The organism is Brevundimonas sp. UBA5866 (assembly GCF_002432125.1).
GTDB lineage: Bacteria > Pseudomonadota > Alphaproteobacteria > Caulobacterales > Caulobacteraceae > Brevundimonas.
Map to the genome: position 1 here is coordinate 1 of NZ_DJFS01000065.1, position 10,973 is coordinate 10,973.

Here is a 10,973-nt window from a genome sequence, read left to right on the forward strand (position 1 = left end):
GAGGGCGTCGTCGCCGAGATCGAGGCCCTCGGCGGGCAGGCTGTCGCCGCCCCGCTGGCCGTCGAAGCGGCGGATTCAGGCGAACGTTTGCTGCAGGCGGCGCTGGACGCCTTTGGCCGCGTGGATGGTCTGCTGAACAATGCGGGTGCGCCCGAGGCCAAGACCCTGCACAAACAGACCACCGAGGCCTTTCGCGAGGTGTTCGAGGTCAACTTCTTCGGCAGCCTGACCCCGACCCTGCCCATCTATCGTCACATGCGCGAGCAGGGCTATGGCCGCATCGTCATGTCCACCTCGGCGGCGGGGCTACATGGGGTTCACGGTATGGCCAGCTATTCGGCGTCCAAGGCGGCGCTGATCGGCCTGATGCGGACCATTGCTCTGGAGGGCGGGCCGCGCGGCGTTCACTGCAATGCACTGGCCCCCTATGCCGCGACAGGGATGACGGCAGAATATCTTGAGGATGCACGCGCCAAGCTGATGGCCCCCGAACGTGTCGCCCCTGTGGCCAGCTGGCTGATGTCGGCGGACTGTTCCCTCAACGGGGAGTCCATTGTGACCGGATGCGGCACGGTGCGCCGCGCCGCGCGCATCGAAGGGCCCGGCATCCACTATCCCGGTGACTTCTCGCCCGAACAACTGAACCACGATCTGGATCGGTTGATGGATATCACAACATGGAAGACGTTTTCGGACGGTCAGGTGGCGTTCGAGGACCTGATGGCCGATCTGCCCACGCCATCGTGACTTGCACTAACAGACCAAAAAGCACATAGTCGCGTTATAAAAGTTATGGACGCCCGCAAAGGGTGCCTGCACAGGGAAGGAAGTCGTCATGGCCGATGATGCCCGGCGTATCGAGACAGGCCCGCTCAGCCCGCTGAACCAGCTCAACCCCTATCTTCAGGGGGCCTATGAGCCGGTGGCGAAAGAGACGACCGCGCTTGAACTGGACGTCATCGGCGAGATTCCGCGCGATCTTTACGGCTGTTTCTATCGCAACGGCCCCAACCCCGCGCAGGCCCCCGAGGGGCTGCACCACTGGTTCGATGGCGACGGCATGCTGCACGCCATCTATTTCGAGAATGGCAAGGCGGAGTACCGCAACCGCTTCATCCGCAGCCCCGACAATGTCGCCGACCTGAACGGCGGCTGTGGCGCGGGCGGGGTCATGTATCCGTCCACACGGGCCGATCCCCACTCGACGCGCGGTGACAGGGTCTACAAGGACACCGCCAACACCGATGTGGTCGTCCACAACGGCTCGCTGATGGCCCTGTGGTACATCTCGGGCCAGCCGGTGCGGGTAAATGCCCGCACGCTTGAAACCATCGGCATCGAGAACTTTGGCGGCAAGTTGCCCCGCCATGTCTCTGCCCACTCCAAGGTCGATCCCAGGACCGGCGAGTTCGTCTTTTTCGACTATTCCCTCTACGAGCCGTGGATGACCTTCGGCACGGTCAGCGCCCGGAACGAGCTGACCCATTTCGAGCGTGTCGAACTTCCCGGACCGCGCCTGCCGCACGACATGGGTCTGACCGAGAACTACGTCATCCTTCATGACCTGCCCGTCGTCTTTACCGACAGCGGACTGCGCAACAGCCAGTGGAACATCCACTTTGCCGACCAGCCCGCCCGTTTCGGCGTCGTCCCGCGCAGAGGCAGGGGCGACCAGATCCGCTGGTTCGAAACCGACAGCTGCTACATCTACCATGTCGTCAACAGCTGGGAGGACGGCGAAGAGGTGGTGATGACCGCCTGTATGATGGTGCCCAACGGTTATCCGCTGAACCCCGACTACGGCCCCTATGCCGCTATGGTGAATGTGCTGGCGCTGAACGCCGTGCCGGTCGAGTGGCGGATGAACATGCGCACCGGAGAAATAAGAAAGCGCCAGCTGGATGACCGCATCGGCGAGTTCCCCGTCGTCAATCTGGACTATGCCAGCCGCCCGACGAAATGGTCCTACCACGTCGCCATGTCCAATACGGAGCTTCAGCGGTTCAAGGGTCTGATCAAGTATGACCTGACCACCGGCGCGGCCAAAACCTATGACTATGAGCCGCAGATGTTCGGCTCCGAGCCCGCCTTTGCCCCGCGCATCGACGCCAGGGACGAGGACGACGGCTATGTCATCGCCTTTGCCACCGATGAAAATACCGGTCGTTCCGAAGTCCAGATCATCGATGCGAAGAACTTCGAGGACGGGGCGGTCGCCCGCGTCCTCCTGCCTGCACGCGTCCCTGCCGGTTTCCACGGCACATGGGCACGCGGCGACCAAATTGCCCGGAGCTGAGCCGCAAGTATGACCGCCTATATCGTTGATGCTGTCCGTACGCCGCGCGGCAAGGCCCGCCCCGAAGGCGCTCTGGCAGCGCTGAAGCCGCAACAGTTGGTGACCGCCCTGATCGATGCGATGGAGGACCGTGGCCATACCCCGCGCGAGGCCGAGGGCCTCTTGCTGGGCAGCGTGGGTCAGGTGGGCGCACAGGGCGGCCATATCGCTCTGGTGGCCAAACTTCATGCAAAGCTGGACGACACCGCCTTTGCCATCAGCCTGAACAACTATTGCGTCTCGGGACTGACCGCCATCGCCCAGGCCGGACAGATGGTATCGTCCGGTAGTGCCAGATCGGTCCTCGCCGGCGGGGTCGAGATGATGTCGCGTGTGCCCTTCATGGCCGACAAGGCCGACTATTACCGCGACAATGAACTGGAGCCGCGCGCCCGCTTCATTCCGGTGGCGGTGGCCGCCGACCGTCTGGCCGAGGACACCGGCATCAGTCGTGGGGAATTGGATGCTGTGGCCCTGACCTCGCAACAGCGCACCGCCGCCGCCGAGGGTACGCCGCTGGTGGCGTCGCGCATTGCCGTAAATGGACTAACCAAGGAAGAACCCGCCCGCCCCCGGACCAATGCCGACTTCCTCGCCAGCCTTCCGCCCGCTTTCGAGCCTTTGGCCGAGCCCTATGCCGAGGCGCTGGAAGGCCGCAAAATCGACTTTCGACACACCATCGCCCATGCTCCGCCCATGACGGACGGTGCCGCACTGGCACTGGTGTCGGCATCGCCCGAGGGGGCGCGCGCCCGCATCGTCGCCTCGGTCGAGGTGGGGGGCGATCCGGCGGCCTCGCTGACCGCAGGGTTCGATGCGATGGACAGGGTGCTGGCCAAGGCCGGACTGACACTGGCCGACATGGACCGGATCGAGTTCATGGAAGCCTTTGCCGTCGTCATCGCCAAATTCCTGCGCGACTATGAAGTCGATGCGGACAAGGTGAATGTGGGTGGCGGCCATCTGGCCAAGGGCCACCCGATGGGGGCCACGGGGGCCATACTTCTGTCCTCGCTGCTGGATGCGCTGGATGAATCCGGCGGGCGCTATGGTCTGGTGGTGGCTGCGGGCGCTCAGGGCGTGGGCGCAGCCATGATCGTCGAGCGTCTGGAGCGCTGAGATGGACCGTGACGCTCTGGTCGCCCGTCATGCCGATCTGATCGAAAAAGCCATCGCGGCGGTCGAGACACGCATCGCTTGGTCGCCCTTCAAGGACTCGCCCTCGACCAAGATCCACGGACCGGACAAGCCGGTGGCGGGCAAGGCGGCGTTCGAGAACCAGCTGGGCAAGCCCTTCGATCTGGACCAGCCCGGCGTGGTGGACCGTGTCGGGGCCGAGGTGTCGCCCTATACGCAAAAGCCGCTGGGCATCACCTATCCGCGCTGTTCGCCCGACGCCCTGATCGCGGCGGCAGAGGACGCGTGGCCCGCGTGGCGCGAGGCCGATCCCGAACTGCGCCTTGCCCTGTGTGTCGAGATGGCCGAGCGCCTGTACGACGCCAATTTCGAAATGGCGCAGGCCGTCATGCATGTGGCGGGGCAGAGCTATACCCAGTCCTTCAGCGGGTCCGGTCCCAATGCGCTGGATCGGGGGATCGAGGCGCTGGCCTACGCCGCCAAGGCTCTGCGCGACGTGGCCCGCACCGGACGGTACGAGCGTTTGTTCGGGGCCGAACGCGTGGCGTTGGACAAGACCTATAGCTTGGTGCCGCGTGGTATCGGTCTGGTTATCTGTTGCGCCAGTTTCCCGACGTGGAACGCCTATCCCGCCATGTTCGCCTCTTTGGCGACGGGCAATCCGGTCATCGTCAAACCCCACCCCATAGCCATCCTGCCGATGGCCATTGTGGTACGCGAATGCCGCAAGGTTCTGATGGATTACGGGTTTGATCCCAACCTGATCACCCTTGCCGCCGATACGCTGGATGAGCCCGTCGCGCAGGTGCTGGTGGACCATCCGGCCATCCAGATCATCGACTTTACGGGCAGCCCCCGTTACGGCGGCCATCTGGAACGCACGGTGACGGGCAAGCTGCTGTTCACCGAGACAGCGGGCGTGAACACCGTAGTGGTCCATTCGGTCGCCGATCTGGAGGACACCGCCCGCGCCATCGCCCGCGCCTCGTCGCTGTTCTCGGCCCAGATGTGCACCAGTCCGCAGGTCATCTATGTGGACCCTGCCCTTGCCGAGGTGTTCGGACAGGCACTGGTCCGCCAGATCGATGCCATCGCCGATGATCCCGCACAGGCCGCCGGCATCATGGGGGCCATTCAGGGCGAGGTCAGCCTGAAGGCTGTGGCCGATGTGCGCCGCGCCATCGAGGGCCGCGACGGCGTGCAGGTGCTGCGCGAGGCCGCGCCCTATGACCATCCCCAGTTTCCGGATGCACGCACCCTGACGCCGCTGGTCATCGCCAGCGAGGGCTCGGCAGCCGATCTCTATGCCGAGGAGCATTTCGGGCCTGTGCTGTTTGTCGTGTCGATGGACGGCGATGAGGCCGTGAAAGAGGCCACGACACTGGCCAAGACCCGTGGTTCCATCTCGTCCTACATGTATTCGACGGACGAGGATTTCATCGCCCGCTCGGCCCCGCTTTACGAAATGGCGGGGGCCAATCTGACGATCAATCTGACGGGGGCGATGTGGATCAACTTTGCCGCCGCCTATAGCGACTATCACGTCACGGGACTGAACCCCGCAGGCAATGCCTGTCTGGCCGATCTGGCCTTTGTCGCCTCGCGCTTCCGCATCGTCCAGCGCAGACGGCCCGCTGCATGAGCACCGGGTTCTTCATCGCCGGAGCGTCAATGACGGCACTGGGCAAGCGGTTGGGCGACAGCGTGAAGTCACTGACCGCCGAAGCCGTGCGTGACGCCCTGGCCGATGCGGGCGCGGAGATTTCGCACATCGAGGCGGCGTGGTTTTCCAACACCCGCCAGCCCATGCTGGAAGGCCAGAACACCGTGCGCGGCCAGATCGCCCTGCGTCCCCTGGGTCTGACGGGCATTCCGGTGACCAATGTCGAGAACGCCTGTGCGTCCGGCTCGACCGCCCTGTGGCAGGCGATGAACTGGCTGAAGGCGGGCGCGGGCGATATCGCCCTGGTGGTCGGTGCGGAGAAGATGGTCTTTCCCGACCGTCCCGAGCGTGTCGCCGCGGCCTTTGCGGGCGGTACCGATATCCATGACCGTCAATCGGTGCTGGACTATATCGCCACAATGGGAGGCGAAGCCCCCGGTGACGGACGCAGCCTGTTCATGGACCTCTATGCCGCGCAGGCCCGTGCCCATGCCGAAAGATATGGCTCGACGCAGGAAGACCTCGCCCGCATCGCCGCCAAGAACCACACGGCGGGGCGCCTGAACCCCAAGTCCCAGTACCGCACCCCGATGAGCGTGGAGCAGGTACTGGCCGACAAACCCATCGTGCATCCCTTTACCCGCGCCATGTGCGCGCCCGTCAGCGACGGGGCGGCGGCCATCATCGTCTGCACCGCCAAGGGGCTGGCGAAACTTGGGTCGGCTTCACGGGCCGTGCGGGTCCGTGGCTGCGCCCTTGTCAGCGCCAGCCAGCGTGCGCCGGAAGATTTCGAAAACCACATCGGCCGCCTTGCCGCGCTCAAGGCCTATGAACAGGCTTCGCTCGATCCTGCCGATATCGACCTGGCCGAGGTGCATGACGCGACCAGCTATGCCGAACTCCAGCAGATAGAAAACCTTGGCCTTTCGGTGGCAGGCACGGTCGGCGGGCGACTGAAACGGGGCGACTTTGCCCTTGGCGGGCGCACGCCGGTCAATCCTTCCGGCGGGCTGGTGGCCAAGGGCCACCCCGTCGGTGCCACCGGATTGGCCCAGCTCTATGAACTCATCCAGCACCTGCGCGGCGAGGCTGGCGAGCGACAGGTCGAAAACGCCCGCATCGGCGTGGCGGAAAACGGCGGCGGCTTCCTCGGCGTCGAAGAAGCCGCCACGGTCGTGACGGTACTGGAGCGCGCGACATGATCCGCCATCCGATCCGCGCCCTTTACGACAACCTGCCACAAAAGGCCGCGCGGCCCGCTGTCACGGACGGCGAACGCAGGCTGAGCCACGCTGAACTGGTCGCCGCTGTAGAGCGGCGTGCCGCCGACCTCATGGCGCGGGGGATCAAGGCGGGGGACCGCATCGGCCTGTGTGCCCATAACAGCATCGACCATGTCTGCGCCTATCTGGCGATACTGCGGGCCGGAGCGGTGTGGGTTCCGCTCAATCCGCGCAACGGACTGTCGTTGAACCAGCAGTTTCAGGCACGGGCGAAACTGGTGCTGACGCTCCATGACCGCTCATCGACCCAACAGGTGGACCTCTCCGGCCCGTCCCTCGGTCTGGACGACTGGCAGGCGACAGGTGCTGCGGCCCTGCCGGACATAGAGGATGATCCCGACGCCGTTTTCGCCATCAAATTCACCGGCGGATCGACCGGTATTCCCAAGGGGGTGGTGCAGAGCGTTCGTAGCGGTGCGGCGGCGCTGGCCTCCTTGCGGGCCTTCTATCGTTTCGGCGCAGACGACCTCAATCTGGCGGTCGCGCCGCTGACGCATGGCGCGTCGCACTATATCCTGCCGGTACTGGCGGCGGGGGGCTGTCACCACCTGCTGTCCAAGCCGGATCGGGCGGACATTCTGCAGGCGCTGAAAGCGGGTGTGACCTGTGCCTTCATGCCACCGACGCTGATCTATCTGCTGATGGAAGAGGCGGCGTTTAAGCCATCGGACCTTCCCGGCCTTCGGCATCTGACCTATTCCGCCGCCCCCATGCCGCCCCCGCGTATCGCACAGGCCATCACGCGTTTCGGCCCTGTGCTGTCGACCCTCTACGGCCAGACCGAAGCGCCGATGGCCATTGCCGGACTGTCGCCCGCCGACATGCAGGACGAAGCCCTTCGGGCCAGTGTGGGCAAGGTATTTTCCGGCATCGACATCGCCTTCCTTGGCGACGACGGCGTGATCCAAAGCCAAACCGGTCAAGGCGAGATTCTGGTGCGCGGCGATCTGTGCGCCACTGTCTATCTGGATGATCCCGAACAGACCGCGGCCGCACGCATCGACGGCTGGCTGCGCACAGGCGATGTGGGACGGCGCGGTGCCGACGGGCATCTGTATCTACTGGGCCGCGCCAAGGAGATGATCATCTCGGGCGGCTACAACATCTATCCCGCAGAGGTGGAAGCGGCCCTGTGCGCCCATCCCGCCGTCAAGGAAGCCTGTGCATTCGGACTGGAAGACGGGTTGTGGGGCGAGCGGCTGGAGGCCGTGGTTGCGCTCAGGAAAGAGGCCGATACGGCCACGCTCTGCGACTTTGTGCGACATCGCCTGGGCGCGGTGCGTACACCGAAAGTCATCCATATCGTTCCCGCCCTGCCCCGCAACCCTGTCGGCAAGGTGGTGCGGGGCGAGGTGCTCACAATGATCCAGACGGCGATCCAATGACCGCTGGGCAAAAAATCGAACCAGGGAGAAGGCGGCGATGATTATAGTGCCGGAAGAGCGGATCAACGCATTCAAGGCCAAGGGATGGTGGGGCGACACCACGCTGGATGATCTGTTCCGCAAACATGTGGCGGCCAAACCCGAAGAGACCGCCGTGGTCGATCCCGTCAATCGTGAAGCGATCATAGGCGGTTCCCCTGCCCGTCTGACATGGGCCCAGGCCGACAGCCGGGTCGACCGCTATGTCGCCGCCCTGACGGCTCTGGATCTGGGCAAGGACGATATCGTGGCCTTACAGTTGCCCAATGTGGTCGAGCAGTGCCTGCTTTATGCCGCCTGTATCCGGCTGGGCATCGTCATCACGCCCGCGCCCGTCCAGTATCGCGAGCATGAGCTGACCTCGATCATCAACCGCACAGATGCCAAGGCGATCATCACCGCCGCCCGCATCGGCAAGCACGAGCATGCGGCCATGATGATGGGCGTAAAGGCGGCGGCACCGACCCTTGAGCATGTGCTCGTCGTGGGCGGCAATGCGCCCGACGGCACGCTCGATCTTGACCGGCTGGCCGATGATCAGGACAGCGAGGCTCTGGCCGCCGGGCAGCAGGCCGCCATCGCCGCCGACATCTGTGCCGACGATGTGGTGACCATCTGCTGGACCTCCGGCACCGAGGCCCAGCCCAAGGGCGTACCGCGCAGCCACAATGAATGGATCATCATGGGTCTTGGCGTCAGCGACGCCGCTGATCTGCAGGACGGGGCCGTTCTGCTGAACCCGTTCCCGATGGTGAACATGGCGGGCATTTCAACCAGCTATGTCTCGTGGCTGATCCTCGGCGGTCGCCTGATCCAGCACCAGCCGTTCGACCTGCCGGTCTTCCTGCAGCAGATCCGCGAGGAGAAGATCGACTACACCGTCGCCCCGCCCGCCGTGCTCAACCTTCTGCTTCAGAACGAGCAACTGTTGGCGGGCATCGATTTCCAGCGTCTGCGCTCGATCGGTTCCGGCTCGGCCCCGCTGTCGGAATGGATGGTGCGAACCTTCTTCGAGAAATACGGCGTCCAGATCGTCAACTATTTCGGCTCCAACGAAGGTGCCTCCTTCCCCAGCGCCCAGAAGGATGTGCCGGACGCCGCCGAACGCGCTGCCCTGTTCCCGCGTCTGGGGCCGGGCTTCAAATGGAAGGCCATCCTGCATGACCGCATCCAGACTCGGCTTGTCGATCCCGATACGGAAGAAGAGATCACCGAAGCCGGTATAACCGGCGAGCTGAGGGTTAAGGGCGCGACCGTCTTTTCAGGCTATTGGCGTGCGCCCGATATCAACGCCCGCGCCTTTGACGCCGACGGCTGGTTCAAGACCGGCGACCTGTTCGAAATCGCGGGTGACCGCAAGCAGTTCTATCGCTTCGTCGGTCGCCTGAAAGACGTCATCATTCGCGGCGGCATGAACATCTCATCCGAAGAGATCGAGGGCCACCTTCAGGGCCACCCGGCTGTCGCCGATGTCGCCGTGGTGGGGGCACCGGATCAAAATCTGGGCGAGCGCCTGTGTGCCTTTGTGGTGTTCAAACCGGACCAAAGTGCCGACATGGCCGAGATCAACCGCTTCCTGACCCAGGAAAAACAGGTCGCCATCTACAAGCAGATCGAGCGTCTGGAGGTGGCCGAGGTTTTGCCGCGCAATCCCGTCGGCAAAATCCTTAAGCGCGACCTGAGGCAACAACTGTCCGAAGCGACGGGAGCCAACTGACCATGCCACCGTCCCTCCCCTTCAAAATGCGCCTTCCCGTCATTTCGGCCCCGATGTTTCTCGTGTCTGGCCCGGAACTTGTGATTGCCGCCTGTAAGGCCGGCATTGGCGGGGCCTTCCCTACCCCCAACTGCCGCACCCCAGCCGACCTCGACAGCTGGATGGGCCAAATCACCGACGCCCTTTCGCCCACTGACGGTCCGTGGGTCGCCAATCTGATCACCCACTCGACCAACAGCCGTCTGAAAGACGATCTGGCGCTGGTGGCGGAATACAAGCCGCCCATCGTCATCACGGCCCTGGGTTCCCCAAAGCCGGTGATGGAGACGGTCAAATCCTATGGCGGACTGGTCTTTGCCGACGTGGTGAACATGGCACTGGCCCGCAAGGCGGCCGATGCGGGCGTCGATGGCATGGCCTGTATCAGCGCCGGAGCGGGAGGACACACCGGCCACCTCAGCCCCTTTGCCTTCATCTCGGCCCTGCGTCAGTTCTTTGACGGCTATATCGCGGTCGGAGGCGGTATTGCCGACGGCACGGGCGTGGCCGGTGCTATCGCCGCCGGTGCCGATCTTGTCTACATGGGCACCCGGTTTCTGGCCGCCAGCGAAAGCCGCGCGCAGGATGCCTATAAGAACATGGTGGTCGATTGCGGTCCCGACGACCTTATCGTTTCCCCTGCGATTACCGGCACCAATGCCTCCTGGTTGATCCCCAGCCTGATCGCGGCAGGGCTCGATCCGAAGGCGCTGGATACGCCGGTCACGCGCGACTATTCCGGCGACGCCGCACACAAACGGTGGAAGGATATCTGGGCGGCGGGACAGGGCCTTCAAACCATCGATTCCGTCATGCCGACGCGCCAGATCGTGGACCGTCTCGAGGCAGAATACTGGACGGCCATCGACCGCTTTTCCGCACGCACCCGCAATATGGAGATGGCGTCTTGAGCGGTCATGTTGTTGCCCCGCCAGCCTTTGAACTGGATACCAGCCAAAGCGGTCTGGAACTGGCCCGCAAATGGATCGCAACCCGCACGCCCGGTGGCTTCGTCGACCGTATCGCCGCCCGGCCAATAGAAGTGGATCGCGGCTTCATGCGTATGGTCTGCGATATTGACGCCGGCCATTCCAACTTTGTCGGACTGGTTCATGGGGGACTGTCCAGCGCCCTCGTCGATCTGGTTTGCGGCGGGGCTGCTATGACCCTGCTTCAGCCCGGCCAGTTCCTACTCTCCACGGACCTGCACATGCGCTTTCTCAATGGCGCGCCGATAAGCTGCCAGCATCTCTATGCCGAGGGCCGCGCCAGCTTCAGCGATGACCGCAAGGTTGTCAGCGAGGCGCGGATTTCGCTGGAAGACAGAACCGTCGTGGCCTTGGGCACTGCGCTGATCGCGATCCGCAGTCGGGGC

The 10,973-nt window shown here is 64.1% G+C and carries 9 protein-coding genes; all 9 read left to right on the forward strand.

Going from position 1 to position 10,973, the window contains the following annotated elements:
* Positions 1 to 747: SDR family NAD(P)-dependent oxidoreductase (locus B3H86_RS07105; protein ID WP_292052356.1), on the forward strand; the 747-nt coding region annotated here is incomplete at its 5' end.
* Positions 748 to 835: 88 nt separating this feature from the next.
* A complete protein-coding gene (locus tag B3H86_RS07110) occupies positions 836 to 2,296 on the forward strand; it encodes a carotenoid oxygenase family protein (RefSeq protein ID WP_292052358.1) in 1,461 nt (486 codons plus the stop codon).
* Positions 2,297 to 2,305: 9 nt separating this feature from the next.
* Positions 2,306 to 3,454, forward strand: coding sequence for an acetyl-CoA C-acyltransferase (locus B3H86_RS07115; protein WP_292052360.1), 1,149 nt, complete (start codon positions 2,306 to 2,308; stop codon positions 3,452 to 3,454).
* Between the two features lies 1 nt (position 3,455).
* Entirely contained in the window at positions 3,456 to 5,114 is a 1,659-nt protein-coding gene (locus tag B3H86_RS07120; RefSeq protein WP_292052362.1) for an aldehyde dehydrogenase family protein, read from the forward strand.
* On the forward strand, positions 5,111 to 6,337 hold the full coding sequence (locus tag B3H86_RS07125) for a thiolase family protein (protein ID WP_292052364.1): 1,227 nt from the start codon (positions 5,111 to 5,113) through the stop codon (positions 6,335 to 6,337). The genes B3H86_RS07120 and B3H86_RS07125 overlap by 4 nt, the downstream gene beginning before the upstream one ends.
* Positions 6,334 to 7,803, forward strand: coding sequence for a class I adenylate-forming enzyme family protein (locus B3H86_RS07130; protein ID WP_292052366.1), 1,470 nt, complete (start codon positions 6,334 to 6,336; stop codon positions 7,801 to 7,803). The genes B3H86_RS07125 and B3H86_RS07130 overlap by 4 nt, the downstream gene beginning before the upstream one ends.
* 37 nt (positions 7,804 to 7,840) lie before the next feature.
* Positions 7,841 to 9,559, forward strand: a complete 1,719-nt coding sequence (locus B3H86_RS07135; protein ID WP_292052368.1) for a class I adenylate-forming enzyme family protein — start codon at positions 7,841 to 7,843, stop codon at positions 9,557 to 9,559.
* 2 nt (positions 9,560 to 9,561) lie between these two features.
* Positions 9,562 to 10,509, forward strand: coding sequence for an NAD(P)H-dependent flavin oxidoreductase (locus B3H86_RS07140; RefSeq protein ID WP_292052370.1), 948 nt, complete (start codon positions 9,562 to 9,564; stop codon positions 10,507 to 10,509).
* Positions 10,506 to 10,973 (forward strand): PaaI family thioesterase (locus B3H86_RS07145; RefSeq protein WP_292052373.1); only part of this gene is annotated, 468 nt, incomplete at its 3' end. The genes B3H86_RS07140 and B3H86_RS07145, both read left to right, overlap by 4 nt.